22 protein-coding genes are annotated in these 26,955 nt (G+C 44.9%); 9 read left to right on the top strand and 13 right to left on the bottom strand.

Going from position 1 to position 26,955, the window contains the following annotated elements; translation table 11 throughout:
* Positions 1–105: 105 nt before the first annotated feature.
* From LKE01_RS02140 to sufC, 6 genes are read right to left on the bottom strand one after another with little or no spacing between them, the layout of a single operon-like run.
* Positions 106–420 (bottom strand): metal-sulfur cluster assembly factor, encoded by a 315-nt coding sequence (locus tag LKE01_RS02140; protein ID WP_054768786.1) that lies wholly within the window; start codon positions 418–420, stop codon positions 106–108.
* Positions 421–431: 11 nt separating this feature from the next.
* Complete coding sequence (sufB, locus tag LKE01_RS02145; protein WP_056983014.1) at positions 432–1,835, bottom strand: Fe-S cluster assembly protein SufB; 1,404 nt, start codon at positions 1,833–1,835, stop codon at positions 432–434.
* Positions 1,828–2,283 carry a Fe-S cluster assembly sulfur transfer protein SufU gene (gene sufU / locus LKE01_RS02150; protein WP_054768787.1) on the bottom strand — a complete coding sequence of 152 codons (456 nt, stop codon included), beginning with the start codon at positions 2,281–2,283 and terminating at the stop codon, positions 1,828–1,830. Before sufU ends, sufB begins: the two co-directional genes overlap by 8 nt.
* On the bottom strand, positions 2,270–3,508 hold the full coding sequence (locus LKE01_RS02155) for a cysteine desulfurase (protein ID WP_054768788.1): 1,239 nt from the start codon (positions 3,506–3,508) through the stop codon (positions 2,270–2,272). Before LKE01_RS02155 ends, sufU begins: the two co-directional genes overlap by 14 nt.
* Positions 3,489–4,781, bottom strand: a complete 1,293-nt coding sequence (sufD, locus tag LKE01_RS02160; RefSeq protein ID WP_056983013.1) for a Fe-S cluster assembly protein SufD — start codon at positions 4,779–4,781, stop codon at positions 3,489–3,491. The genes LKE01_RS02155 and sufD overlap by 20 nt, the downstream gene beginning before the upstream one ends.
* 1 nt (position 4,782) lies before the next feature.
* Positions 4,783–5,601 (bottom strand): Fe-S cluster assembly ATPase SufC, encoded by an 819-nt coding sequence (sufC, locus tag LKE01_RS02165; RefSeq protein WP_056983012.1) that lies wholly within the window; start codon positions 5,599–5,601, stop codon positions 4,783–4,785.
* A 281-nt stretch (positions 5,602–5,882) separates the two neighbouring features.
* Between sufC and gltB the strand changes: the two genes are divergently transcribed.
* The 4 genes from gltB to LKE01_RS02185 all read left to right on the top strand — a co-directional run bounded on the left by gltB (position 5,883) and on the right by LKE01_RS02185 (position 13,742).
* Positions 5,883–10,346 (top strand): glutamate synthase large subunit, encoded by a 4,464-nt coding sequence (gene gltB, locus LKE01_RS02170; protein ID WP_056983010.1) that lies wholly within the window; start codon positions 5,883–5,885, stop codon positions 10,344–10,346.
* Between the two features lie 11 nt (positions 10,347–10,357).
* Positions 10,358–11,773: a glutamate synthase subunit beta gene (locus tag LKE01_RS02175; protein ID WP_056983008.1), complete on the top strand. Its 1,416-nt coding sequence runs from the start codon at positions 10,358–10,360 to the stop codon at positions 11,771–11,773.
* 336 nt (positions 11,774–12,109) lie between these two features.
* Positions 12,110–13,258 (top strand): glycoside hydrolase family 3 N-terminal domain-containing protein, encoded by a 1,149-nt coding sequence (locus tag LKE01_RS02180; protein ID WP_054768789.1) that lies wholly within the window; start codon positions 12,110–12,112, stop codon positions 13,256–13,258.
* A gap of 97 nt (positions 13,259–13,355) precedes the next feature.
* Positions 13,356–13,742 carry a hypothetical protein gene (locus LKE01_RS02185; RefSeq protein WP_056983006.1) on the top strand — a complete coding sequence of 129 codons (387 nt, stop codon included), beginning with the start codon at positions 13,356–13,358 and terminating at the stop codon, positions 13,740–13,742.
* A 55-nt stretch (positions 13,743–13,797) separates the two neighbouring features.
* On the opposite strand, the gene LKE01_RS02190 is transcribed toward LKE01_RS02185, so the two are convergent.
* Entirely contained in the window at positions 13,798–14,802 is a 1,005-nt protein-coding gene (locus LKE01_RS02190; protein ID WP_056983005.1) for an aldo/keto reductase, read from the bottom strand.
* Between the two features lie 86 nt (positions 14,803–14,888).
* Between LKE01_RS02190 and LKE01_RS02195 the strand changes: the two genes are divergently transcribed.
* Positions 14,889–15,317: a MerR family transcriptional regulator gene (locus LKE01_RS02195; RefSeq protein ID WP_054768790.1), complete on the top strand. Its 429-nt coding sequence runs from the start codon at positions 14,889–14,891 to the stop codon at positions 15,315–15,317.
* 58 nt (positions 15,318–15,375) lie between these two features.
* Here the strand turns inward: LKE01_RS02195 and LKE01_RS02200 are convergent, their stop codons facing one another.
* Entirely contained in the window at positions 15,376–17,175 is a 1,800-nt protein-coding gene (locus LKE01_RS02200) for an ABC transporter substrate-binding protein (RefSeq protein WP_056983003.1), read from the bottom strand.
* A 216-nt stretch (positions 17,176–17,391) separates the two neighbouring features.
* A complete protein-coding gene (locus LKE01_RS02205) occupies positions 17,392–17,955 on the bottom strand; it encodes an SOS response-associated peptidase (RefSeq protein WP_054768791.1) in 564 nt (187 codons plus the stop codon).
* A gap of 130 nt (positions 17,956–18,085) precedes the next feature.
* On the opposite strand from LKE01_RS02205, the gene LKE01_RS02210 reads away from it, so the two are divergent.
* On the top strand, positions 18,086–19,462 hold the full coding sequence (locus LKE01_RS02210; protein WP_054768792.1) for a hypothetical protein: 1,377 nt from the start codon (positions 18,086–18,088) through the stop codon (positions 19,460–19,462).
* Positions 19,463–19,513: 51 nt separating this feature from the next.
* Here LKE01_RS02210 and LKE01_RS02215 read toward each other — a convergent pair whose 3' ends face one another.
* From LKE01_RS02215 to hemH, 3 genes are read right to left on the bottom strand one after another with little or no spacing between them, the layout of a single operon-like run.
* Complete coding sequence (locus tag LKE01_RS02215) at positions 19,514–20,293, bottom strand: flavodoxin family protein (protein ID WP_056983000.1); 780 nt, start codon at positions 20,291–20,293, stop codon at positions 19,514–19,516.
* Positions 20,294–20,317: 24 nt separating this feature from the next.
* A complete protein-coding gene (locus LKE01_RS02220) occupies positions 20,318–21,646 on the bottom strand; it encodes an Nramp family divalent metal transporter (RefSeq protein WP_054768793.1) in 1,329 nt (442 codons plus the stop codon).
* Positions 21,624–22,598 (bottom strand): ferrochelatase, encoded by a 975-nt coding sequence (hemH, locus tag LKE01_RS02225; RefSeq protein WP_056982998.1) that lies wholly within the window; start codon positions 22,596–22,598, stop codon positions 21,624–21,626. Before hemH ends, LKE01_RS02220 begins: the two co-directional genes overlap by 23 nt.
* Positions 22,599–22,778: 180 nt before the next feature.
* Here hemH and LKE01_RS02230 point away from each other — a divergent pair, with 180 nt between their 5' ends.
* From LKE01_RS02230 to LKE01_RS02240, 3 genes are all read left to right on the top strand, one after another.
* Entirely contained in the window at positions 22,779–23,081 is a 303-nt protein-coding gene (locus LKE01_RS02230) for a hypothetical protein (protein WP_056982997.1), read from the top strand.
* Between the two features lie 65 nt (positions 23,082–23,146).
* A complete protein-coding gene (locus LKE01_RS02235) occupies positions 23,147–23,995 on the top strand; it encodes an aldo/keto reductase (RefSeq protein ID WP_056982994.1) in 849 nt (282 codons plus the stop codon).
* 489 nt (positions 23,996–24,484) lie between these two features.
* Complete coding sequence (locus LKE01_RS02240; protein WP_056982992.1) at positions 24,485–26,134, top strand: peptide ABC transporter substrate-binding protein; 1,650 nt, start codon at positions 24,485–24,487, stop codon at positions 26,132–26,134.
* 59 nt (positions 26,135–26,193) lie between these two features.
* On the opposite strand, the gene LKE01_RS02245 is transcribed toward LKE01_RS02240, so the two are convergent.
* Positions 26,194–26,889, bottom strand: coding sequence for a glycerophosphodiester phosphodiesterase family protein (locus LKE01_RS02245; protein ID WP_054768795.1), 696 nt, complete (start codon positions 26,887–26,889; stop codon positions 26,194–26,196).
* Between the last annotated feature and the right edge of the window lie 66 nt (positions 26,890–26,955).

Here is a 26,955-nt window from a genome sequence, read left to right on the forward strand (position 1 = left end):
AAACACCGCCAATTTGACGACTGGATTCCAGCTTTTGAACGAACCCATTTTGTCTGGCGGTGTTTTACGTGATTGATTGAATTTGAAATAGTCTATCAATCTTCATTAGTGAATTCCAAGATCAAGTTTCGCCTCACGAGACATCTTGTCAATTGACCATGCCGGTTCCCAGACAAGGTTGATTTTGACCTTTTTAACTTGATCCATCGCTAACAACTCTTCTTCAATAGCGGCATTGAGATACTCAGTTAATGGACAACCGGCAATCGTTAATGTCATTGTCACGGTACACAACCCCTGATTATCCAACTCGACATTATAAATCAATACCAAGTTCACAATATCAACCGCTAATTCCGGATCAACCACGTCTTCAAGAACTGACATGGCCTGCTCTTTAAACGAACGTTCTGTGCTCATGACAATCTCTCCTATCCGATTGAACCTTCCATTTCAAAGCTGATAAGCCGATTAAGCTCAACAGCGTATTCCATTGGCAGTTCTTTAGTAAATGGCTCCACGAAGCTCATAATAATCATTTCGGTTGCTTTGGCTTCTGGAATACCACGACTCATCAAATAATAGAGCTGTTCTTCTGAAATCTTTGAAACTTTCGCCTCATGCTCCATGGAAACATTGTTATTTAAAATCTCATTGTACGGAATGGTATCACTGGAAGATTGCTCGTCCATGATGATGGTGTCACACTCCACGTGAGCAAACGAACCGTCCGAGTGGCGGCCAAATTTGACTTTGCCGCGATAATCCACCGCGCCGCCGTCTTTCGCGATTGATTTTGAGACGACTGAAGAAGATGTATTAGGAGCGTTATGAATCATTTGGGCGCCGGTATCCGAATCAATATTTTTCCCGGCTACGGCAATTGACAGCATCGTTCCCCGGGCACCCTCACCATTTAAATAAACGGAAGGGTATTTCATTGTGACTTTTGAGCCTAAATTACCATCGACCCATTCCATGATGGCCCCTTCAAGTGCCTGAGCTCGCTTGGTCTCCAGACTGTAAACGTTGTTTGACCAGTTTTGGATGGTCGTATACCGACAATAGGCGTGAGGTAAAACGTTCACTTCGACCACAGCGGCATGCAGACTGTCACTTTTATAAGTCGGCGCGGTACAACCTTCCACGTACTCCACGTGAGCCCCTTCATCCACAATGATCAAGGTCCGCTCAAATTGACCAGAATTTTCTGCGTTGAGTCTGAAGTATGACTGAATCGGTGTCGTTAACGAAACGCCCTTTGGTACATAGATAAAGGTACCGCCGGACCACACAGCGGAATTCAGGGCAGAGTATTTGTTATTGGTGGGTTTTACCAACTTACCGAACCACTTTTTAAATAATTCAGGATATTTCTGCAAGGCGGTATCGGTATCCGTAAAAATAATCCCCAGCTTTTCGAACTGCTCTTGCATGTTGTGATACACCACTTCCGACTCGTATTGCGCGGAGGAGCCAGCCAAATATTTTCGTTCAGCTTCCGGCACTCCCAGGCGGTCAAATGTTGTTTTGATCTTTTCCGGGACATCGTTCCAATCACGATATTGCTTGTCAGTGGCCTTTTGATAAAATTTCATGTTTTCTAAATCCAGTTTGCTTAAATCAGGGCCAAAACTGGGCTCCGGCATTTTTAAATATGCGTGATAGGCTGCCAGCCGATAATTAAGCATCCATTCCGGCTCGTGCTTTTCGGCGGAGATTTCGCGAACAATTGTTTCTGTCAGTCCCTTACCAGTTGAGTAAACAGGCTTTACATTATCATGAAACCCATATTCATAATCCTTATCTTTAATGATTTCAGAAACGTCAGTCATTGTCGTCAACTCCCTTTTTCTCAAGGATTTCATCCATTGCGTGCCATGCAAGTGCGGCACATTTGATACGGGCGGGAAATTCCGCAACTGATCCAACCAGTGCTGCGTCACCAAGGGCATCTTCATCGATCGAATTAATCGATTCGCCGGTAATCAAGTGTGAAAACGCCATAATCAGTTCCCGGGCCCGCTGAACCGGTTGGTCAATTAGCGCCGTCGTCATCAAGCTGGCAGAGGCCTGTGAAATGGTACAACCGGTGCCGGAAAATGATAAATCAGCAATTCGATTCTGCCGGATCAAGACTGAAACATTAATGACATCCCCACACGTTGGATTTCGAAGTTCCAACGTTCCGGTAGCCGTTTCCAAGTCGCCATGATGATGCGGATGTTGGGCATTCTCCAAAATAACTTGTTTATATAATTCGTTTAATTTAGCTAATCCCATTAGTGAAAAACTCCTTTACTGCCACCATTGCTTCAATTAATCGATCTGCATCCTGCTTGGTGTTGTAAAAGTAAAAGCTGGCCCGGGCAGTTGCGTCAACGTTTAAATAGGCCATAAGCGGCTGAGCGCAGTGATGGCCGGCTCGCACGGCAATTCCTTCCATATCCAGGCCGGTGGCGACGTCATGGGGATGGATTCCCCATAAGTTAAACGCCAGCACCCCGGTATGTTTTTTCGGATCTTGCGGGCCATAAACCTTCACCCCATCAATTGCCGTTAAGCGGGGAAGCGTATAGGCCACCAACTCTTTTTCGTAAGCCAAAATGTTGGCCATCCCTAATTCATTCAAATAATCAATGGCACTCCCCAGAGCAATTGCCCCGCTAATATTGGGGGTTCCTGCTTCAAACTTCCATGGAAGTTCCTTAAACGACGCATCCTGATGATGGACAAAGTCAATCATCTCACCGCCAAATTGAGCCGGCGGCATCATATTCAGCAGCTCTTCTTTGCCATACAAGACACCAATTCCCGTTGGTGCCAGCATCTTATGACCGGAAAAGGCGTAAAAATCAACTCCTAGTTTCTGAATGTCAATCGGCATGTGGGGAGCCGCCTGCGCCCCGTCGGCAACTATGTATGCATGATGCTGATGAGCTAATTTAGCCAACTCTTGAATGGGATTAACCACTCCCATCACGTTGGATGCGTGGGCAACAGACACAATCTTCGTCTTATCAGTAATCATTTGGCGGGCGCTTGCCATGTCCAGCTCACCGTCCGGCGTCAAACCAATGTACTTCAGGGTGGCGTGCCGTTTGGCGGCAACCTGCTGCCAAGGAACCACGTTACTGTGATGTTCCAATTCTGAAATCACGATTTCATCCCCTGGTTCAACCACCAGACTGCCAAAGCTTGCGGCAATCCAGTTCAAACTCTCAGTCGTCGAACGGGTAAAGATAATCGAACGTCTCGATGCCGCATTAATAAACTCAGCCACTTTGTCTCTGGCTGCTTCATAGCTCTCAGTGGCGCGTTCTGCCAACGTATGAACACCACGATGGACGTTGGCATTATCATGCTTGTAATAACCCATAATCGTGTCCAGCACCGCAAGCGGCTTCTGTGAGGTCGCGGCATTATCCAAATAGACCAGGGACTCACCGTTCACTTTTTGATTCAGAATCGGGAAATCTTCTCTTGAATTATTCAGTCCCTTGTCCATTTATGAGCTTCCTTTCAATCAATGAAATCATTTGTTGACGAACCTCGGGAACCGGGATGTCTGAAAGCACTACACCCAAGAATCCCCGGGCAACCAACCGTTGGGCGACTTCTTTCGTCAGGCCCCGACTCATGAGATAGTACATCTGGTCTTGGTTAATCCGTCCCACGCTTGCAGCATGGCCGGCAATTACATCATTTTCGTCAATCAATAATATGGGATTAGCATCCCCGCGAGCTTTCGGCGATAACATCAAAACCCGATTTTCCTGTTGGGCTTTAGCACCGTGTGCGCCTTTGATAATTTTTCCAATTCCGTTAAACACCAGAGCGGATCGGCCCAGCAGAATTCCTCTCTGCAAGATATTGCCTTCAGAGTGCCGGCCGTAATTTGTTACCTGGGTGTCAATTCCCTGGGTTTGCCGGTCAGTGGAAATCGCAACAGTCTGCATTTCCGTATGGGAACCACTGCCCACCAAGTTGGAATCAAAATCCGCAATTGTATTGCCGTCATTTAAAACACCGACTGTCCAGTCAATTCTGGCATCTTTTTCAAGGTATCCCCGGCGATTAATGTATGAGTGAGTCGTTTGCCCCAAGGAATCGAGTGCCGAGAATTTAACTCGGCTCCCTGATTGGGCAACTATCTCAACCATTATGTGGGCAGCGTTTGGTTCATCCCCCAAAGTCGACGATCGTTGAAGCACTTGGAATTGACTATTCTCTCCAGCAACGATTAGTGTGTGGTTCACAAAATTCCCTGGTTGCCGACTGTCCTGGATTTGAAGCAGGTTAATCGGATCATCAATCTCGACATTTTTTGGAACATATAAGAATGTCCCACCATTCATCAACGCTGCACTGACTGCAGTGAGTCGGTTTTCGTCAATTTGAACAGCTTGATGAAAAAGAAAGTCGTGCACCAGATCACCATATTGATGGATTGCAGTTCCCATATCGCAAAGGATGACCCCTTTGGCAGTTAATTCCTCACTGAGTTCGGTTTTAACAACCAACTGGCCGAGACTGGCAAATTGATAGCCGTTTGATTCTGACCAGACGCTTTCAGGAATTGTTACGTTGAACACTGGATGGCTCACAAAATCAAGTAGTGGCCAGGCATGATAATTGATTTTGGCAAAAATCGGCATTTCCAACGAATTAATCTGCTTCCAGGCATTCTCACGCAACGCTTTTAACCAATGTGGTTCATTTGAGAACCGGGCCTGCTTTAGCAAGTCCGGATCCAACTCCAAGGTCATCGTTTTCAGCATATTAACGACCCCCATTCCCTGCAGGGACATCCTCATCAACCAGGTCAACATCAAGTCCGAGTTCATCACGCAATCCCGCATAACCGGTAGCTTCAAGTTCAGTCGCCAATGATGCATTCCCGGTTTTGACAATTTTACCGCCCATCATCACGTGAACCTGGTCCGGATGGATATAGTTCAATAAGCGTTGATAGTGGGTAATCATCAGAACGCCAAAGTTTGGGCTAGCCATCTGATTGACGCCTTTTGCAACGACTTGAAGGGCGTCAATATCAAGGCCTGAGTCAATTTCATCCAAGATTGCAAACTTGGGTTTGATGGTCATTAATTGAAGAATTTCATTTCGCTTTTTTTCACCACCGGAAAATCCTTCATTAAGGTAACGTTCTGCCATATCGTCAGACATATTCAGGATTTCCAGGTTTTTATCCAGCTCTTTTAGAAAAGTCCGAATTGGAATAGGATCGTTGTCGGGTCGGGTGGCGTTAACAGCTGCCCGCATAAATTCAAGATTGGTAATGCCTTTGATTTCGGCGGGATATTGCATGGCCAGGAATAATCCGGCACGGGCACGTTCGTCAACCGGCTTACCCAGAAGACTTGTCCCATCAAGCATAATATCTCCTTGAGTCACAAGATATTTGGGATTTCCCATAATAGTTTCTGACAAAGTTGATTTTCCCGTTCCGTTAGGCCCCATGATGGCGTGGGTTTCACCAGTGTTCATCGTCAGGTTGACACCTTTGAGAATTTCTTTGGTCTTTTTGGTTTCTTCATCTGCCACACTGACGTGAAGATCCTTAATTTGTAAAGTTGCCATGGTCCAAGCCCCTTTCGTTCATTAACTTGATTATGAGATTGAGATTAAATTAAAATTAACTAAAATAATAAACGTGTCGGCGTCATAACGCAATATCTGATTTTTTATGCATTTCAAAATGAACCGTGTCAACCCCCGTCCTCGTGCGTGTCGGCGTTCTCAAAGAAGGCCAATAAAAATATGCCTAATGAATGAATTTGTAAAAAAAGATTGTTTTATCATCAATTTATAATATTATTAAAGCATATCTAAATTCTAACAAATCCTAAGTAGGTGACAAAATGAGTAAAGTAACACAATCAGAGAAATTGATGTATTCTCCGAAATTTGAACACGACGCCTGTGGTATGGGATTTATTACTCAGGTTGACGGACACCCAAGTCACGAGCTTGTCGAAAAAGCACTGACAATGCTTCAACGAATGAACCACCGTGGCGGTACCGGAGCAGAACCGGATACCGGAGATGGTGCGGGTATCTTAATGTCGATGCCGGACGCCTTTTTCCGCAGTCACATGGCAAAATATGAATTGACGCTTCCAGCCAAGGGGGACTATGCCGTCGCCCAACTATTTTTACCTCATGACGAAGAACAACGTGACGCAATGCTGGCAGCTGTAACGGATCGCATGAAAGATGCCGGCTTCCCAGTACTCTGGACCCGTTCCGTTCCATTCGTTTATGAAAGTTGTGGCCCAGCCGCCCAACAATCAATGCCGGGATTTGCCCAAGTCATTATCAAACGCTCAGTTGACATAAAACCCGGGCAGGATTTTGAAGACCGTTTATATAAACTTAGACGTCAGTTGGAAAAGACTTTTGACCGAAAATCAATGTATATTTGTTCGCTTTCCAGCCGGACAATCGTTTATAAGGGCATGCTGCACGCCTACCAGGTCAGCAAATTTTATTCAGACTTGCACGATCCGGAGATGAAGAGCTGCATCTGCCTGATTCATTCACGGTTCTCAACCAATACCTTTCCAAGTTGGGACCGTGCCCAGCCATTTCGGTTCTTGGCCCACAACGGTGAAATTAATACCTTGAAGGGCGCCGAGAATTGGATGACCAGTCACAACATTGAAATTTATGACGAAGACGATTCTGATTCAGCCAAGCTTGAAAACTGTATGGAATACCTATACCGTCATGGGAGATCAATCCCGCAATCGTTAATGATGATGATTCCGGAAGCTTGGGGCAAAGACGCCCAAATGTCTGATGCTCAGCGGGCGTTTGACGAATATAACGCTTCATTCACGGCACCGTGGGACGGTCCGGCTGCATTGTGCTTTACAGACGGCATCCAAGTTGGGGCATTCCTGGATCGAAATGGATTGCGGCCTTCCAGATTCACATTAACGAAAGATAATTTATTAGTCGTCGCCTCTGAATCCGGGGTTGTGGACATCGCTCCCCAAGATATTGTGGACAAGGGAATCCTCTCACCTGCGCAAATGATTCTCGTTGATACCAGTAAAGGTAAAATCTACAAAACGGCCGATCTCAAGAAAAAGTATTCATCGGCACATCCATATGCCCAGTGGCTGGCAGCCAACCGGCTGACTTTGGACGATCTACCAGAAGTTAAATCCGAACCCAAAGTGACCGGCGATAAGCTGCAAACTCTCTGGCGACGCAACGGTTACACCCATGAAGTCATCGAAACGGCCTTAATTCCAATGGCTAAAAATGGTGGCGAGCCGATTGTCGCAATGGGCTTTGATTCTCCGTTGGCCGTTTTAAGTAAGAAATCAGAATCGTTGTTTACATACTTCAAACAGTCCTTTGCCCAAGTTACCAACCCGCCAATTGATCCGTTAAGAGAAAAAATTGTGATTAGTACGAAGCTCTTTTTAGGCCGGGACAATGACGTGACTCAGGATGCGAGTGCCAACTGTCAAAAGCTCAAGATTGACAGCCCAATCCTGACAGATCAGGAATATGCCAAAATTTCGGCACTTGATTTGCCGACTTTTAAGATTGCCAAATTATCATTGGCTTATGACTTATCCAACACCCAAAACCGTTTGGAACATGTGCTTGAGCATCTGTTTAAACAAGCTGAAAATGCCATTGACGACGGCGCGACCATTCTGATCTTGTCCGATCGTCCGGTGCAAAAAAATCAAATGACCATCCCCGTTTTATTGGCAGTCGCTGGTTTAAATAACTACTTGGTCCGACAAGGGAAAGGCACGGCAGCATCAATTGTCGTGGATACCGCAGAAGCCTGCGAGATTCATCACTTTGCCTGCCTAATTGGCTATGGTGCGATGGCGATTCATCCCTATGGCGCATTTTCCACTCTGGCAGAACGCGGATATGAACAGCAAATTCCAAACTATGCCAAGGCTGCGACAAAGGGTGTTATCAAGATTATGAGCAGAATGGGGATCTCGACTGTGGCCGGCTATAAAGGCGCCCAATTATTTGAGGCAATCGGCCTGGCTGACTCGGTTATCGATCAATATTTCACGGGGACCCCAAGCAGAATTGGCGGAATCGACCTGAATCAAATTGAAGACGAGTACCACCAACGCTACGAATTGGCATTCAGCCGCCACTCAATTGACGACTTGCCTTCAGGCGGAAGCTTCCAATACAAAGCAGATGGCGAATACCATTTATACAATCCAAAATCAATTTACCAATTTCAAAAAGCCGTTCGAACAAATGATTACCAGGAATATCAAAAGTACGCAGCCGAGATGAACCATGATGCGGTGGAAAATCCAACGACTCTCAGATCCATGTGGACGATTAACAAAGCTGGAAACACCCCTGTTCCATTAAGTGAGGTTGAACCGGTCAGTTCAATCGTCAAAAGATTCAAGTCCGGTGCGATGAGTTTTGGTGCTCTTTCACAAGAAGCTCACGAAACGATTGCCATCGCCATGAATAAGTTGGGTGCAAGAAGTAATACCGGTGAAGGTGGTGAGGACCGCAGTCGATTCAAGATTGGCCCTGACGGCCTTGACCGCAACAGCAAGATCAAGCAGGTATCCACCGCGCGATTTGGCGTCAACACCGAGTACCTCATGAGTGCAGACGAAATCCAAATCAAGATGGCCCAAGGTGCCAAGCCGGGTGAAGGTGGCCAACTGCCCGCTGGAAAAGCTTACCCATGGGTCGCAAATATTCGTGGCTCAATTGCAGGGGTTCAGCTGATTTCACCGCCGCCCCATCATGATATCTATTCCATCGAGGATCTGGCTCAATTAATTTACGATTTAAAACAGGTCAATCCCTATGCAATCATCAATGTAAAGTTAGTGTCTTCAACCGGTGTTGGAACAATTGCCGCCGGAGTCGTTAAAGCTGGTGCCAATACGGTTGTTATTTCTGGTTATGACGGCGGTACCGGAGCGGCCCCAAGAAATTCGACCAGAGATTGTGGTCTCCCATGGGAAATGGGCTTGGCGGATGCTCACCAGACTTTGGCACTGAACCACTTGCGCCAACGAACCACGCTTGAGGTTGACGGTAAACTATTAACCGGCCGAGACATTGCGATTGCAATCATGCTTGGCGCCGAAGAGTTCAGTTTTGCTACTCTGACAATGGTTGCCATCGGCTGTATCATGATGCGTAAATGCAACCTGAACACGTGCCCAGTCGGGATTACAACTCAAAATCCAGACCTCAGAAAGCTGTATGCCGGCAAACCGGAACACATCATCAATATGATGCACTTTCTAGCTGAGGATCTAAGAGAACAAATGGCTGAACTTGGCTATCGGACAGTCGATCAAATGGTTGGTCATGGTGAGCATCTCGCGCCACGTTATGTCCCAGCAGGCAAGGCAAAGACGCTAGACTACGGCCGAATTTTAAACAAAACCATTCCAATTGAACGAAAAGTTAAGAATCCGTTTAAACCCAAATATAACTGGCCTGATCTTGATACCTTTGCGAAGACCAGTTTACAGAATGGAAATTCAACCAGTGTGAACCTGCCAATCGATAATACAATGCGGGCTGTCGGTACGAGAATGGGTGGTTGGATCGGTGCTCATTTTGGCAACTATGGTCTAAAACCCGGCGCCATCAAATTCAACTATGTTGGAACTGCCGGGCAAAGTTTCGGTGCCTTTATCACGCAGGGAATGGAAGTCAAGCTGACCGGTGAGGCCAATGACTATGTCGGGAAAGGCCTTTCGGGCGGAAGATTGATTGTTTCCGCACCGATGCAAGCCCGTGACATTTACGCCCGATCACCAATTATTGGAAATGTCGCCTGCTTTGGCGCAACCGGCGGTGAGGCTTACTTCAATGGCCGCGCGGGAGAACGTTTCTGCGTCCGAAACTCGGGTGCCAACGTTGTCGTTGAAGGAATCGGAAACAATGGGTGCGAGTATATGACTGGCGGTGTCGCTGTTATTCTGGGAAGAACCGGCAGGAACTTTGCGGCAGGGATGTCCGGTGGAATTGCCTATGTCTACGATTGGACACATGAGTTTGAGAAGAACTGCAATAAAGAGCTCGTGGATCTTTATTCAATCGGTGAAAATGGGGATGATACAATCCTGTTGAAACTCCTGAAAAAGGATTATCAATACACCGGTTCAGAAATTGCCAAGCAAATTATTGATAATTGGTCGTCCGAGAAACAAACCTTCGTTAAGGTTTATCCTCGTGACTATCACAGAATGAAAGACCTCATTGAAAAATTCACAAAACCAGGTGTTTCTAAAGAAAAAATCATTGAACAGGCCTTTTACACGCCTACTGGTCAGGAATAGGAGGACAGAACATGGCAGATCCAAAAGGATTTCTCAAATACAACCGTAAGGACAATCCGATGCGCCCGATCATGCAGCGAGTGAAGGATTTCGATGCCATGGAATTAGATTTAGGTGACGGTGACCGACGCGAACAAGCGGCCCGCTGTATGAACTGCGGTATCCCGTTTTGTCATCATGGTGTCTTTTATGGTGGTGGCCGTGCCGTCGCCGGCTGTCCGAATGATAATCTAATTCCCGAATGGAATGACTTGGTATACCAGAGCCGTGACCAACAGGCATTTAACCGATTGACCAAAACCAATTACCTGCCTGATATGACTGGAAGAGTTTGTCCGGCACCCTGTGAAGCAGCGTGTGTTCAGGCGCTTAACGGCCCTGGAATTACTATTCGAAACAATGAAAAATTTATTATCGAACAAGGATTTAAATATGGTTGGGTTGTCGACTCTGGTAAACCAGCGCATCGGACAGGCAAAAAAGTTGCGGTCGTCGGCAGCGGTCCCGCAGGTATTTCCGTTGCCTGGCGATTGAATCAACTCGGCCATTCTGTCACTATCTTTGAGCGTGACGACCGATTTGGCGGTCTGTTAATGTACGGTATTCCAAACATGAAACTGCCAAAGTCAATTGTCGAACGGCGGATAGAAACCTTGCGCCAAGTCGGCATCAAGCTGGTTGCCAACACCGAGGTTGGTAAAGACATCTCTCCTGAGGAATTACGCAGTCAATTTGACCGGATTGTTATCTGTACCGGAGCGCGAAAAGCCCGCGACCTGAACGTTGAGGGCCGGGATCTCAAGGGCATTTATCAGGCCGTTGACTATCTGCGATTGGCAACGCAATCCGTCATTAGTAATGGCGTTGCCGCCAACACGATTCTTAAAGGCAAACATGTCCTGGTTCTTGGCGGTGGTGATACAGGAAACGATTGTATCGGGACCGTCATTCGCCAAGGCTGCGCCGGAATCACCCAGCTGGAAATCAACCCTTCGCTGCCAAAAGAGCGGGCCGCTGACAACCAGTGGCCGGAATGGCCGATGGTTCAAAAGAATGGTTATGGCCAAAAGGAAGCCCGGGCATTGTTTGGTAACATTACCAGCTACTCAAAGACTGCCACGGCTTTCTATGGCAGCGGTGGCGTCGTCCAGGAAGCCCGAATTAGTCACGTTAAAAATCATCAACCGATTTCTGGCGGTGAAACCACCATCAAGGCCGACCTGGTCTTACTGGCAATGGGATTCACAGGAGCCGAACAGTGGCTGTTCGATAAGTTCAAAATCACGAAGAAGAACAAGGATTACACGACCAATGATGATCAAGTCTTTGTTGCAGGTGACTGTCGTCGGGGTCCCAGCTTAGTGATCTGGGGAATTCATGAAGGCAGAATGTGTGCAGAAAAAGTTGATGCAAGTTTGAGTGTGTAGAACGCTTTCTCCACTTTTTGAAATCAATCATTAAATAACGGGGGACCGGAAACAACAAGTTAACATGTTGTTTCCGGCCTCCCGTTTTGTATTCTGACTGAAATTCTTATCCTGCAGCATGGTGTCCGCATCTTTACATGCACCCTCTCATTTTGGGTAATCTCTCAAAGGCAACTAGTTCGCAAACCAAACGGAAACCAGTTTCTACGATGATTTAAATATCCCTTACTTGATCATTTAATGAACTGATTTGCAATGGATTCGATTATTTTTGATGCATGTATCATATAATGTTTATATTGACTTTACGACAGTTTATTGAGGAGTGAATTTATCATGGGTATTCATATTAAATCAGCAACAGCATTCGCAGCCGTTGCAGTCGTCGCATGTGGATTGGGGCTTTCAATTCCAAACAGTCACCCGCAAACGATCGCATCGGGAACTCATCACCATCTCACCACCGAACAGAAAATCGACAACCGGATTAAACATATGACCTTAAATGAAAAGATTGGCCAACTTTTTGTCACGGCTGTTTCCAACAATAAAGCCGCAACCAAACACGACATCAAAAAATATCATTTGGGTGGCATTATCTTGATGGGCAATAATTTTGTTGGCACAAAGTCATCGTTTAAGTCACGACTCAAAAGTTACCAGCACAGTGCCAAAATTCCCTTGACCATTTCCACCGATCAGGAAGGCGGGACCGTTTCACGGTTAAGTTCCAATAAGCGGATTTCCGGGCACAGCTACTACCTTTCACCCCAACAGGCACTTCATCGCGGCGGTATGAAGAAAGTTCTCTCCATGTACCGTTATCAGGCAAAGCAGCTGCATTCTCTGGGCATCAATTGGAATTTCGCCCCGGTTGCTGACGTTTCCACCAAACACGGCAGCTTCATTTATGACCGAACAATCGGTAAGGGCTACAAGAAAACTGCCTATTACATTTCAAAGAGTATTCCAACGATTCAAAGCCAGCATGTGGCCGCTACTTTAAAACATTTCCCAGGATATGGTTCCGCTGCCGATACCCATACCGGATCTGCGGGTGTCAACCGCTCATTGAAATCATTTAAAACCAAGGACTTCATTCCATTCAAGGCCGGCATTAAAAATGGTGTCGACTCAGTGATGGTCACTCACATCATCTTGAAGAAAATTGATCCACACAAACCGGCATCCCTCTCAAAGAAAGATATCAGCCTCCTCAGAAATGACTTAAACTTTAAAGGCGTCATCGTATCTGATAGTCTTCAAATGCAGGCCGTTGGCAATTACGCCGTTTCCCACCATTTATATCGTGACGTTGCTGCTTTCAAGGCTGGCAACGATGTCTTGTTGACCAGCGATTACAAGCGGGGCATCCCTCAACTTCGGCACGCAGTGGCCAAGAAACAGATTTCAGTTAAACACATCGATGCTTCTGTGAAGCGAATCCTCACCATGAAAGCAAAAACCGGGTTAAACATTGATTAGAAGGTAAACGAAAATTTTCCGAATTGCCGATTTGTGTGATACATTTAACATGTATAGTGTTTCCGGAATTAACGGAATCCAAGATGAGGTGAAACAAATGAATGAGAAGGAAAAAGCTCAAAATGCCAAGCGGGCCAACATTATGTGGGTCATGATGTCCGTGATGATTTTAGTTGTGATTGCCGGCATCGTCGGCATCATCATGAAGAGTCACCAGACAGGTCAATATAAAGATATGATTCGACAAAGTATTGTCGTTTATAATAAAACCGATCCTGCAAAGACCCTTTCACCCGATAGTAAGACAAAAGTCTACCGGGTACGTAAATCCGGTGACGGCCAGTTGTTCGTTCAACTGAACGGCACCACGCCAAAATTCGTCTATGAAAAGACGCATGGCAAATGGACTTCAGTTGGCACTCAGAAGAAAGCCAACGTGGTTTTGAAATACCGAGCCGTTTACACATCTAATCAGCAAGGATAACTTGAACATATGTATCACAAAGGCAGCCGAGATTTCTCGGCTGCCTTTTGTTGTGCTATTGAATGGGTTTTTGAGTTGCCAAAATGTCATCAATCTTCTTAAGTTCCTCATCAGAGAACTTGAGGTTATCCAACGCCTTCACGTTATCCAGCAGCTGTTCCGGTCGGCTGACCCCAATCAAAACACTGGCAATTTCCGGTTCACGCAGGTTCCAGGCCAACGCCATTTCAGCAAGTGTCTGTCCCCGGTCTGCAGCAACCTGATTTAGCTTCTTAACGGTATTAATAGTTTCATCAACTTGTTTCTCATGCAGGAATGGACTGGTTGATTTGTGGACACGAGAGTCGGCAGGAATGCCATTCAGGTACTTATCAGTCAACAACCCTTGCGCTAATGAGCTAAAGCTGACAGCAGCCTTATGTTCCTTTTTCAATACTGGGAACAGGTCGTTTTCAATATGACGGTCAAACATGTTGTATCGCGGTTGATGAATCACAAACGGCGTGTTCAAATCATTGAAGATCTTGGTAATTTCCGCCGTTTGCTTGCCATCATAGTTCGAAATGCCAATATACAACGCCTTGCCTTCATGAACCAGCTCATCCAAAGCAAGTGCGGTTTCTTCCAACGGTGTCTCAGGATCAAACCGGTGGGAATAGAAAATGTCGACATAATCCAAGCCCATCCGTTTCAAGCTTTGGTTGGCACTGGCAATAATGTTCTTGCGGGAACCCCACTCACCGTATGGACCTGGCCACATGTAGTAGCCGGCTTTACTGGCAATAATCATTTCATCCCGGTAAGGCTTCATATCAGTAGCCATAATCCGGCCGAAGTTCTCTTCGGCACTACCAGGTTCCGGGCCATAATTATTTGCCAAATCAAAGTAGGTAATCCCCAAATCAAACGCCTGGTGAATAATTGCCTTCTGATTTTCAAATGAATCAACACTGCCAAAATTATGCCAGAGGCCTAAACTGAGAGCTGGAATTTTTAAGCCGCTTCTACCAACGCGGTTATAAACCATTTTATCGTAACGATCTTTGGATGCTTGATACATTTCGCCATCTCCTAAATTGTTTAGCTTAAATGTAACACTTCAAGTATACTTGAAGTAAAATTATTTCAACTCAGGGGGCTAATCAATTGGAAACAACCACTGTCAAAACTTATTCCATCACCCAAGTATCCAAAATGTATAATCTACCAACCACGACGCTGCGCTACTATGAGGATCTGGGGTTATTATACGATATTCCCCGGTTAAAGGGTCGCCGGGCTTACACTCAGCAGCACCTCAACCGGCTGGGAGCCATCTGCTGCTTCAAGGATACCGGCATGACGTTAAAGGAACTCCAAGAACTCTTTGAAGCCCAGGACAATGACAATGATCTGACCAAGACCTGTGAGATTCTGGACAACCATTATGAACGGGTGTTGGAACAGTTGGCTCAGCTAAAAAAGAATGAGCGTCATATCAAACGTAAGGTCCGATTTTACCATGATATCAAATCAGCCAAGGAGAATCACACTGAGATGCCTGACTGGGATGATTATCGGGATCGGGATTTTTAATTACTATATTACAAAGGGGTCTGAGAAATATCTCTCAGATCCCTTGAGTTTTGTTCATTTATTTTGGATTTGACGAAGTCAGCTCCAAGTTATCCCAGAAAGTCGGGAACAAGTAATTATTGTAAGCTGCCTGCTTAAAGTTCTTCAGCCGATGGTTAACCGGTGTGAAGCTTAGCAGTGTACTTTGTGGTGCATAAGCAGCCTGCTCGTTCATATATTCCTGCCACTTCTTGAATTGTTTGGTTCGATAGCTTTGATTCCAAGCTTTGCTATTATTCAAACTGTTGAGCAGCTCAGTATTCTTCTTGGTGACAAAATGCCCCATGTTATAGGTGGCATCTTCCCCATAGAATTGAGTTGGGGTCGGTTCGTAAGTTAACTGCCAGCCGCCGACAAAGACATCAATCTTGTTTTGCTTAGGTTCACCCAAGATTGAATAGAAACTATTAATCTCAAGTGGTCGGCCATTGGTCATTTGAACGTTCAAGCCCAACTTACGCCATTGCTGAACCTCGTAACGGGAAATTTCGTTGCTGGCAGCGGAACCCTGCATGGCACCAAAGTGAATCGTCAGTTTCTTGCCATTTGGTTGAACGTACCATTTACCCTTCTTCTTGTAGCCGGCATCCTTCAATAACTTCTTGGCTTTGGCCATGTCATACGGGAACCCGGCTGCTTTGTTGTCGTGATACTTTTTGAAAATGGGTGGGATCAAGGTATTAGGGCGCCATTGAACACCACTGAGAACTTTTTTATTAATCTTATCCAGGTTAACAGCATAAAGCATCGCCTTTCTCAGATTCTTGTTACCCATTTTACTGTGTTTGTACATCACGTTCTTATTCTTTTTGGTGTCAAAGTATCCCACATTAAATCCAAAGTAACCATAACTCAATCCTGGAGCACCGGCTAAAGTATATCCTTTAATATTCTTAACGGATTTGTATTGACTGGCAGGTAGACCCCCAAGGGCAAAATCGAATTTCTTTGCTTTGAAGGCTGCCGCAGCGTTACTTGAAGAAACCACCTGAATATCAATGTGTTTAATCTTTGGTTGTGGTCCCCAGTAATATTTATTTGGAACCCAAGCGGTTGATTCTCCTTGGACTTGATTCTGCAGCTTATAAGGGCCAACAAAAATTGGATGTTTCCGAATTGCCGGTGCAGACGTGAGTTTAGAAATTTTAACATTCTTAATGTGGTTATACGGAACGACTGTCCCCCATAGGAATGAATTGCCGGCATATTGCATGGCTGGTGACAGGTGGGTGTAATGAATCACGACCTGTTTGCCATTTTTGCCATCGGGAAAAGTGATCCCCGAAATGGTCGTCGCCTTACCGGTGTGATAGGCGGCCATCCCTTTAATTGTTGCCATATCAGACGAATACTGTTCAGCAGCCGTATTCTTGTTGCCAATAATTTCATAGGCATACTCAACATCCTTGGCAATCACGGGACTACCGTTGGACCACTTGGCGTTTTTACGAATAGTAATCGTTGCGGTGTTATTCAACCGATCCAACTTGAGATTGGCCAATCCACCATTTACGATTTTGAAATCTTTATTGCTTTTAAACAGTTGATCACCGCCGCCAGGTGAATAAACGTCGGAATCTTCAACATTATCCTGTAAAACTGCCAGGGTAATTCCGGTAAATGGTGCATCAACAACTTCAGCCGCGTTCAGTGTACTATTGTTGCCGGCTTTGGTCGCCTTACCAGTCGCACTATATGTTGTCGGCATTGAAATTGGCTTAGATTGTGATTCGGAGTTCTTATTATTCGAGCAAGCTGCGAATGCAAGCGTCGAAAGACTGACAGCCCCTAACACCAACCACTTCTTAATATTTTTCATGGCAATATCCCCTTCACAAGCGTGAAATTTTTATGAGACTATTTCTAATGCTTTTTTAATTATATAGCTTGTATGTGAGATATTGCAACACGAAAACTGCAAACCAAACAAAAAAGGCCTGAGATTTCTCCCCGACCAGATCCTAGTGATTGCAAAATATTTTTCATTAATTTGGGATTTAGCTCCCACATAGATAATACCACACTATGGTATGTTTTAAACACCCTGTGAACTCAATATAGGCATAGTTGCCGTTAAAAAGCGGTTCGCAAACGTATAATTATTCAACCAGGGTTTAATTTGATCCTTTTTAAGAATTAGCGGCATTCGGTTATGGATTGGCGACACGGACTGATTGGGCTCCGTTGTCAATAAAATACTCTGGGCAGTTCCCTGAAAAACATTGTAAAAACCGCCAATATACAACGGTTCGGGATCCTTACCATAATTAAACCAGTATTTGTCCTTATCTTTGGACCATTCAAAGAAACCAGTCGTTGGATAAACACACCTGCGAGCTTTAAATGAATCAGCAAACATCTTTTTGTCGTTCACCGTTTCCGACCGGGCATTAATAATCAGTTGCCCCGGCTTAAACCCGGGAAATCCCCATTTCATGGCAACAACTTGGACTTGGTGCGTTCCGGGGATTACCAAAGCGGTCTGATCCGACGGGTAAACTTCACCGGTCTTGGGTTGGTACCCATTGCTCGTTGCCAGTTCATATATTCGATTGATTTCCGGATTCTTTTTGGGTTCAAACATGAATCGTCCACACATCGGAATCACCTCACCAAAATTGTAACATTTCATTTCACTTTAAGTTACTGAAAGCGGTAGCGAGTATGAATAATCTATGGTAATATCGATTTAAATTATTCCAAAAGTGTAAACGGGGAGCGAAGCAATTATGAATTCCGAAGAAAAACAATCTCTCATAAAAGCAGTCAATGAAGCTTCTCCTGAAGGACTCAGGCAATTCATAATCAATCAGGCACAATTTGACCCAGCTTTCTTTCAAGACGTCACCGCTCAATTTGGTGATTTGGATACCGACGCCGAGTTTGCGGCTACGAAAAAGATGGTTCAAGCCACCGTGCGTCACAACAAATCTTACGGTTTCATCGATTACCAGGGTTGTATCGTGGTCTGCAACGTCTTGGACGACGTCATCAACAAATACATGCTTCGATTCAGGCAGGGCCACTACCACCACGCAATGAACGGCCTTCTTTTTGTCGTTGAAACCGCGGGTAAAATGCTGAGCAATGCTGATAGCAGTTCCGGTGCTCTCACCGATACATTTGACCGGGTTTACAGTGCCATGAAGAACCTGAGTACCAATATTGCCCCTGAAATCTTGGATTCTCAAAAACAAATTTTGATAAAAGATGCCATCCGGATTTTTAAGCGAAAGTTCTTCTCAGGTTGGGCCGAGGAGCGATACAAATGCATTTTAAATATTCTCCCATTAGTGACAAGCAAATCTGCCAAAACAATTATGACTGCGTCCAAAGCAGTCATCAAATCCACCGATGATGGCTATGACACCAGCCAGTCGAAAATTTACGACAAAATTCTCCAAGCAAGAATCTTGATTCAACTTGGACAAGCTGCCGAAGCTAAACAATTCATGGATGACAACAAGGATATCCCGCAAATTCGAGAAGTTGAAATTCAAGACGCTGTGCACAACAAACAATACCAACTGGCCGAACAGCTTTGTCTTGAGGCTTCCAAGCAGGATCAAGGTTGGCGCCGAATTTGGGAAAAATATCTGATCAAAATCTATGATGCAACAGACCAGCTCCAAAAGCAGGAAGATGTCCTTGAAAGCCGACTGTTCTCAAACTACCCCGATGCGTATGAACCACTCAAACAGCTAATGCAACAAGATCATACCTGGGAGAAACGTTATCCGGGTTTGCTGGCAAAAGCATCGAAGAAATTGTCGCCGGACAATTATGCGTTTATCCTCGCCAAAGAACATGAATTTGCAAAATTAATCAAAGTTGTCATGCAGCATCCGGAACTAACGGAAACTTACAGCCCCGATTTGTATGAAAGTTATCCAGACATCATCAACAAGCTTTATTATCAAAATGTGGTGATGAATGAGAAATATCCCGGTCGCAAGGCTTATCGACGGATGGGTCGGCGAATTAAGCGTTACGCTGAATTTGGCAGTACCGACACGGCCAAAAAGTGGATTAATGAATTGATCGACAAATATCCTTCCCGGCCAGCCTTGGCTGAAGAATTGGAAAAGATCAAAACAAAATTATGAGATAAAAAATGGTTGGAACGAATTTGTTCCAACCATTTTTGAATCTTCCTTTTAACGACGTCGATGCTTTACAAACGTAAAGAAATGAAGGATGCATCCCAGCAACACATAAAAGATAACAACAAATGAGGCATAGCGCCACCAGAAATCAGTAGTGGAAACCAAACGCAAACCAACTTGGATTCCCATCGTTAACAATGCCATCACCGCAACCATAAAGAACAGTTCAATATATCGTTTCAATGTACTATCATCTCTCTTTTGCTCAGTATTCAGGCGTTCGCCCCATTTAAGACATTCCCGTTTCTTGTTTTCAGGTAATGTTTTCATTCCCCATGTGTTGGTTAATACCAACTCATGAATCTTAATCACACCGGCAGCCGACATAACCTTATCAATGGTTCGAAAACTTTGATCGGTTACTCCGGTTACCCAGTTTTCGAATGTCTTGGTAAAACAATCTGTGATGCTTAAGTAATGCTTATTTTTAAAGCGGTCGGGATGGGTGCCACCATCGTGGTCAAAACGAACCAGTCGTTGACGCATGCAGTCAAAAAAGTCTTTCATCTTACCGGCTAAACCACCCCAATATGTAGGTGCCGCAATCACCCAAACATCACTATCAAGCAGCTTCTTTTCCAGTTCGTCTAAAACCGGATCCTTTTTGTCACCCTTGTCCGGTTTAAAAGGATAGTCCTCCAAATAGATCATATCGGTTGTATTCGGTGCTTTGACTGCAGATAAGACGGTTTCAAGCATCATATCAGTTGCACCATCCTGCCGATGCGATCCTAAAATTCCAAGTATTTTCAAATTTAACCCCCCAGTCATTCATCAGTTTAAAATGCGGTATTCCTAAATTGACGCAAGCACAAACTGCAAGTTCAAAATGGTAATGATTGATGTCAATAAATAGCCGATAACTGTGACGTACCGCCGATTAGTGTGGACACCCATCAGATCATGGTTGCTGGTTAATGCAACCATCGGAAACAATGTAAATGGCAATGCAATCGATAACGCAATTTGCGCATAAACAATAATCTCTTCAAAATCATGGTCGTTAAAGCCAACTAGAAATCCAATTGCCAAAATCGGAATCAAAGTCACAAACCTGGTTAGCAGTCGTCGTTCCCACAAGGGCAATCGGATGTGCAGGTACCCTTCCATCACAATTTGTCCAGACAGGGTACTGGTAATTGACGAAATCATTCCTGTAATCAACAACGCAAACGCAAACAGGGTGCTCATTAAAGGACTGGCCAAGCTGCCCACAATTGCCGAACTCTTCAATCCGTTATAAACATCTTGAAACGCGGAAAAGTGACTGTTGGTGTGAAAGAATAACGTACCGCCCAAAACCAGCAGCAATGCATTAATCAAGAACGCGGCCACCAAATGAACATTGGAATCCCATTTTGCAAACCGCAACGCTTCATTAACCTGCTTGGGATTGTGATAATCGTAACGCCGGCTTTGTGCCAGGGAAGAGTGAAGATAAACATTGTGAGGCATAATGGTTGCCCCAACGATCCCCAAGCTCATAATCAGCATCTCATGGTTGGTGACAATGTGGGTTGTCGGTATCAATCCTCCGGCAATCTCAACGATGTTGGGTGTTGCTCTGGTCACTTCAATGCCAAAGATAACCCCGACTATCAGAATCGCTGCCAACACAATAAATTCGATCCTTCGAATTCCAAATCGTAAAAATAATAGCACTAACAAGACATCGAATATTGTCAACAGAATTCCGTAGACCAGCGGCAGACCAAACAATAACTTTAGAGCAATCGCGGTTCCGACAACCCCAGTCATATCCGTGGCCATCATCGCCAATTCATTAATAATCCACAGCGTATATCGGCCCGACTTGGGCACCTTTTGGGCAATTGCCTGAGCAAGGTCCAAACGGGCAACCACTCCCAGCTTGATTGACAGTGTCTGCATGAACATCGCCACCAAAATGGACATCAATAGGACCGAGAGCAGGGCGTACCGGAACTGACTGCCACCAGAAAGCGACGTCAGCCAGTTGCCGGGATCCATATAACCGACAGCGACCAAGGCACCAGGCCCACTATAGGCTAAAAATTTCTGGAGGAATGACGTTTCATACACGCTGGGAACTTCCACACTTTGGTTAATTTCATCGAGGCTTTTATGCGTGGGTTCCTGACTCATTTGTCTGACCTCCCCGAAGTTGTTTAACGCTTATGTCTGCCAGAAAATGACAAAAGTCATTACTGGCATTCATTGGCTTAACTGCATCAAAGACAATCCCGCCACTCGCCTTAAATGTTTGGTAGTTTTGGACATTATTTTCTTCAATCGTTTCCAGACAATCCTCCACGAATGAAGGGGTAACCAACAAGACGTTCCGTTTGCCCATGGCCGCCAATTCCATTAAATAATTTTTCAAGTAAGGTTTCAGCCAGGGCATTGGTCCAAATTTAGACTGGAAAACAGTCTTCACCTTGGATTGAGGGACCTTGGTCAAATACTTCATGACCCCAGCAGTGGTGGCCTCACATTCGCCTTTATAAGGGTCCCCTTTCTTAACCATGGACATTGGAATGCCGTGGTAGCTGAAAATTACGGCATCATAATCCTTTTTGGGGTATGCCTCATCAATCTGCTTTGCCAAAATCTGTTGGTACTTTGGCTCGTCATAAAAATTCTTAATGATGTGGGTCTTAATGCCGGTTGAATGGACCTTTTCAATAATTGTGTCGTGGGTACTTTGCGTGTAATTCGGGAACAGTGGCAAAACAACAATCTGGCTGTCACCATGGTCTTTCATTTCACGCAGGACATCGACAATTCGCGGCTGACCGTAGTTCATAGCGTATTGAACGTCCCAGTCCGGCAAATCATGCTGAACTTTTTGCTGCATGATTTCCGTGTAGGCCGTGAGTGGTGACCCCGCCTTCGTCCACATATGTTGATAAAAGGTTGCGGATCGCCAAGTTCGGGTGGGTAAAATGATCCCACGCAAAATCGGCTGCCAGAACCATTTTGGCAGCGTGACCACGTTTTGATCGCTGAGAAACTCTTTTAAATAAGCTTTCACATCTTTATTACTGGGTGATACTGGTGAACCCAAATTCACGAGTAACAAGCCATTTTTCGTCAAGACGATCCCCTCCTCGCCATATAGTACTTATTTTAGAGGTTTCTCATGTGAAAGACAATTCAAACAGCCCTGAAAGACCCTCACAACGTCAAATATTGGCTCGTTTTAAACTTAATTGACCTTCTGCAATGAAATTGCCGGACATGTTGGGTACAATGGAAGAAGGAAGGACGTGATACCTTGAACGACTCCAAAGAATATCTGGATTTTTTTAACCAGACTTACAAAGACCCCAGCAAGCATAGTGGCTATAGTACAAATAGTAATTTGCGGTTTGAAAGCCGATCAGATGCCCTAGACGTTAAAAACATGCTGATCGAAAAAAGCCCCAGCGCCAAATACTATGATTTTAGCGTGGAGTACATCAACCCTAACAAATCAATGCAGGTCGGCTGGTATATCACCGTCAGAAAGGCTGACAAGCCAACTCAAACAAAACCAGTCAATCATTCTGAAAATAATAATCAACAACCTAAAAAATAAATCAGCCATTTTGCGCAGCTACATAGCAGATCGGCTTGGTTAAATGAGCATGGAGGTAAATGATAATGGCAAATGAAGCAATCCCAGAAATTACATTAAATGATGGATACAAGATGGCCAAGGTTCAATTTGGTACCTTTGGCATCCGCGGTGGTGAAGGCCTTCAACAAACGATGGCCGCCATTAGCGATGGCTACCGCGGCTTGGATACCGCAACCAATTATGACAATGAGGGAATGGTTGGTGAAGCAATTCGCCGGTCAGGCATCCCCCGTTCAGAATTCTTTGTGACTTCAAAGCTGCCAGGAAAATATCATCGATATGATGAAGCAACCAAAGCCATCCAAGAATCCCTGTACCGTTTAGGCCTTGATTATTTTGACCTCTTTCTTATCCATTGGCCACTGCCAAAACGTGATCACTACGTTGAAGCATTTCAAGCGATGATTGACGCAAAGAAACGTGGCTTGATCCGATCGGTCGGGGTTTCCAACTTTGAGCCGGAACATTTGGATCGACTGATTAACGAAACCGGGGTAACCCCAGCAGTTAACCAAATCGAAGTTCACCCATATTGGAACAATGAACGCATGTTGGAGGAAGATAAAAAACGGGGAATTGTCACTGAAGCATGGAGCCCATTAGGCCGTGGAAGTGCTGCTCTCAAAGAACCAATTATCCAAGAACTCGCGAATAAATATGGTAAAAACGTCGGCCAAATCATTATCAGATGGCACACTCAAAGAGGAATCATCCCTGTACCACGTTCAACCAACCTGGTTCATCAAAGAGCAAACAAGGATATCTTCGATTTCAAGTTAACAGATGAAGAAATCAAGGCAATCAACGCATTGTCAAAACCGGATGGCCGAGTGGACGGACAGGATCCGAATGTGTATGAGGAATTCGATTAGAGTGTGACGAGACCTGGGTGGCCCCGGAGCATAAGGCGGAATCAACAATAATGAACGGGTTGAGTTCATTGTTGTTGATTCTGACTTATGCAGTAGGGGTCAGGGTCGTCGCCAAGTAGGCTAGGCAGGCTTTCAGCCGGCCGTCGAAACACGTTTCAACCAAAGTGTGACCAGCAACGGGTGAGGCGGTTTCTAAGGGTGTTTTGACTGAAATCCTGGGTTTGGATTTGAGTCAAAATGCACTTAGAAGTTAGCCTCAGTTGCGTCGCCAAGTAGGCTAGGCAGGCTTTCAGCCGGCCGTCGAAACACGATTCAGCCAAAGTGTGACGAGACCCAGCTGCCCCCGCATCATTTGCGACCCACAAACTTTCGTGTTAACATAATGAACCTTGGTACTAACATATTCCAAGTAACTTAATAAATTCATAGATAACTGACCAGCAATTTTGAAGTGCTGGCAGTTTTTATGTCAAAAAAGAGGGTTAAATCGTGAAATTCAATAAACATCTTTTAGCAATCACCGGGACACTCGCATTGGTATTGGTCCTGGCAGGCTGCGGCAGTAAAACCAGCAGCACTAAATCGAGTACCCAGATGGCGAAAAATCAGACGGTCAACATCAGCACCGATTCTGAAATTTCAACTTTGGATACAGCAAAAGCATCCGACAGCGGTAGTCTTACGCCCCTTTATCAAATTAGTGAAGGGATTTATCGCCTCGGTCCAAATTCAAAGATTGAAAATGCTCTGGCCACCAAAACTCAAGTTTCAAAAGATGGCTTAACCTACAAATTCAATCTGCGAACAGACGACAAGTGGAACAACGGCCAACCGGTAACCGCCAACGACTTTGTATACGGATGGCGACGGGTTGTTAATCCAAAGACCGCAGCCGGTTATTCATACTTGTTTGAAGGCGTGAAGAACTATAATGCCATCCAGAAGAATCGGATGTCACCCAACAAACTTGGTGTGTCAGCACCTAACAAACACACTCTGGTTGTCCATCTAAGTCATCCAGTACCATACTTCAAATTGCTCCTGGCATTCCCAACTTTCTTCCCACAACAGGAATCCGCAGTTAAGAAGTACGGAAGCAGCTATGGGACAAACAGTGCCAAAACTTCTTATAACGGTCCATTTAAGCTGGCCGACTGGAACGGAACCAGCGATACTTGGACGATGAAGAAGAACCCCAACTATTGGGACAAAAAAGACGTTAAGCTCGATACACTCAAGTTCCAAGTTGTTAAGACACCAAGTACCGGACTTTCCCTTTATCAACAAAACAAGCTGGATGTCGTCACCCTATCTGGTGAAGAGGTCCCTTCGTACAAGAGCCGACCAGAATTTAAGAAATTCGTCGGTGGCTCAACCATTTATCTTGAAATGAATCAAAAGCGGGTTAAGGCTTTAAAGAACGTCAAAATTCGCCAAGCCTTATCACAGATTATCAATAAGAAATCATTGGCAACTCAAGTATTGCGTGACGGTTCAACGGCTCCAAAAGGATTTGTTTCCACCAATTTCTTCAAGAATCCGAAAACCGGTGCCGATTTTGCCAGTGACGCCTATGAAAAATCAGGGGTTGCCTACAATGAAGCCCAAGCAAAGAAGCTCTGGGCTCAAGGTCTGAAGCAGGTTGGCCAGAAGAAAGTTCACTTATCACTGTTAAGTGATGATACCGATCAATCAAAGAAGACGACTCAGTATCTTCAGAGCCAATTTAACAAGCTGCCTGGTTTAAGCATTACGATCCACAATGTTCCAACCAAGAGTAAGTTATCCCGTTCAACCAGCGGTGACTTTGACCTGGTTATCTCATCTTGGGGTGCCGACTTTGCCGACCCAATCAACTTCTTGGATCTGTTAACCAAGAGCAACCCAACTAATAACGGTCACTGGGTCAACGCCAAGTATGATAAATATATTGCTGCATCAAAAACTACCGATGCCAACAATAAAATTAAGCGTTATGACGATTTGGTAAACGCCGAAAAGGTCTTAATGAAAGACCAAGGTGTTATCCCACTTTATCAACCAGCCAACGCCCAACTCTGGCGAACAAATATCCACGGCTTTGTGTGGAATCCTGCTGGAATGAGCAACGGTTATAAAGGCCTATACGTAACCAAATAAATGAAACCCAAAAATACCCATCCGGAAAATTTCCGGATGGGTATTTTTTATAACAACGATTACATTGCAACCGCGTTGTTCTTCAATCTAACAGCCTGCTCAAAGTTGTCGGTAATAATGCCAGCGACATGATCGGCCAACAATTTCTTTTGGTCCTTAGGGTCATCAACCGTCCAAATGCGTTCAGCAACATTTGGCAATGGTTGATAATGACTTAAGTGAAGGCCAGATAAATGATCCTTAACAATCAATGCCTTAGCATCCTTAATCACGTGATCGGATAATAAGCAGTATTGCTGAGATGGATCAATCTTGTAGGCAATTTTGAGTGAATCCAGGTTAAATGAGGAGAAGATAACTGGATAAACCAAATCGTATTGCTTTACTAAATCAAGCACAATTTGTTCAATATTTGGATAATGGATCTTATTAGTCTTGAATTCCAAGTTCAGGTGCACCGGCTTACCGGCGGCTAATGACAGCAGATCCTTCAATGTCGGAATGGTTTCACCATCTCGCATATGGAACTGTTGGAGTTCCTTCAGGGTATATGAATGAATCAGCCCTTTGCCGTCGGTTGTCCGATTAATCTTTTCGTCGTGCATGATCACAGGCACATTGTCCTTGGTCAAATGCACATCGAATTCCAAACCGTCAATTCCATGATTAATTGCATACTGAAATCCTTTTAATGAATTTTCTGGGAACTTGAATGGGTAACCACGATGCCCAAAAATCAATGTTTTGGTAGTCAAAATGGATAACTTCCTTTCAATTCGTAACTCTCTTTCAATTCAATCAGCTTCCCTTTAAGATTCAGG

It is taken from the genome of Lentilactobacillus kefiri, assembly GCF_007989105.1.
Taxonomy (GTDB): domain Bacteria; phylum Bacillota; class Bacilli; order Lactobacillales; family Lactobacillaceae; genus Lentilactobacillus; species Lentilactobacillus kefiri.

Bases quoted from the DNA above. Each gene is read 5' to 3' on its own strand.
- LKE01_RS02140 (WP_054768786.1), bottom strand. From the start codon at position 420: ATGAGCACAGAACGTTCGTTTAAAGAGCAGGCCATGTCAGTTCTTGAA.
- sufB (WP_056983014.1), bottom strand. From the start codon at position 1,835: ATGACTGACGTTTCTGAAATCATTAAAGATAAGGATTATGAATATGGG.
- sufU (WP_054768787.1), bottom strand. From the start codon at position 2,283: ATGGGATTAGCTAAATTAAACGAATTATATAAACAAGTTATTTTGGAG.
- LKE01_RS02155 (WP_054768788.1), bottom strand. From the start codon at position 3,508: ATGGACAAGGGACTGAATAATTCAAGAGAAGATTTCCCGATTCTGAAT.
- sufD (WP_056983013.1), bottom strand. From the start codon at position 4,781: ATGCTGAAAACGATGACCTTGGAGTTGGATCCGGACTTGCTAAAGCAG.
- sufC (WP_056983012.1), bottom strand. From the start codon at position 5,601: ATGGCAACTTTACAAATTAAGGATCTTCACGTCAGTGTGGCAGATGAA.
- gltB (WP_056983010.1), top strand. From the start codon at position 5,883: ATGAGTAAAGTAACACAATCAGAGAAATTGATGTATTCTCCGAAATTT.
- LKE01_RS02175 (WP_056983008.1), top strand. From the start codon at position 10,358: ATGGCAGATCCAAAAGGATTTCTCAAATACAACCGTAAGGACAATCCG.
- LKE01_RS02180 (WP_054768789.1), top strand. From the start codon at position 12,110: ATGGGTATTCATATTAAATCAGCAACAGCATTCGCAGCCGTTGCAGTC.
- LKE01_RS02185 (WP_056983006.1), top strand. From the start codon at position 13,356: ATGAATGAGAAGGAAAAAGCTCAAAATGCCAAGCGGGCCAACATTATG.
- LKE01_RS02190 (WP_056983005.1), bottom strand. From the start codon at position 14,802: ATGTATCAAGCATCCAAAGATCGTTACGATAAAATGGTTTATAACCGC.
- LKE01_RS02200 (WP_056983003.1), bottom strand. From the start codon at position 17,175: ATGAAAAATATTAAGAAGTGGTTGGTGTTAGGGGCTGTCAGTCTTTCG.
- LKE01_RS02205 (WP_054768791.1), bottom strand. From the start codon at position 17,955: ATGTGTGGACGATTCATGTTTGAACCCAAAAAGAATCCGGAAATCAAT.
- LKE01_RS02210 (WP_054768792.1), top strand. From the start codon at position 18,086: ATGAATTCCGAAGAAAAACAATCTCTCATAAAAGCAGTCAATGAAGCT.
- LKE01_RS02215 (WP_056983000.1), bottom strand. From the start codon at position 20,293: ATGACTGGGGGGTTAAATTTGAAAATACTTGGAATTTTAGGATCGCAT.
- LKE01_RS02220 (WP_054768793.1), bottom strand. From the start codon at position 21,646: ATGAGTCAGGAACCCACGCATAAAAGCCTCGATGAAATTAACCAAAGT.
- LKE01_RS02235 (WP_056982994.1), top strand. From the start codon at position 23,147: ATGGCAAATGAAGCAATCCCAGAAATTACATTAAATGATGGATACAAG.